The following is a 223-nucleotide window of genomic DNA, read 5'->3' on the forward strand; positions in this document are numbered from 1 at the left end:
GGGCGGTTACGGTCGGTGTCGAATTCACCGCTTCAGGACTTCTTATGAAGCGATGGTTTCCCGATTCACCGGTCTGGCTGTGGTGTATTATATTTGCCGGAGTGCTTTTCCTTCTCAATGCACTCTCAGCGCGCAGCTTTGCTGAAACCGAGTTTTGGTTTGCCGGCATCAAAGTAGCAGCGATCCTGTTGTTTATTATTGTAGGTGCAGCAGCTATGTTTGG

The 223-nt window shown here is 49.8% G+C and carries 1 pseudogene; it reads left to right on the forward strand.

What is annotated here, in order from left to right:
• A pseudogene (locus tag LKX83_RS33220) lies at positions 1-223 on the forward strand (hypothetical protein); the annotation flags it as partial.

Origin of the sequence: Cohnella baijiui, from assembly GCF_020731285.1 — a bacterium.
Lineage (GTDB): Bacteria > Bacillota > Bacilli > Paenibacillales > Paenibacillaceae > Cohnella.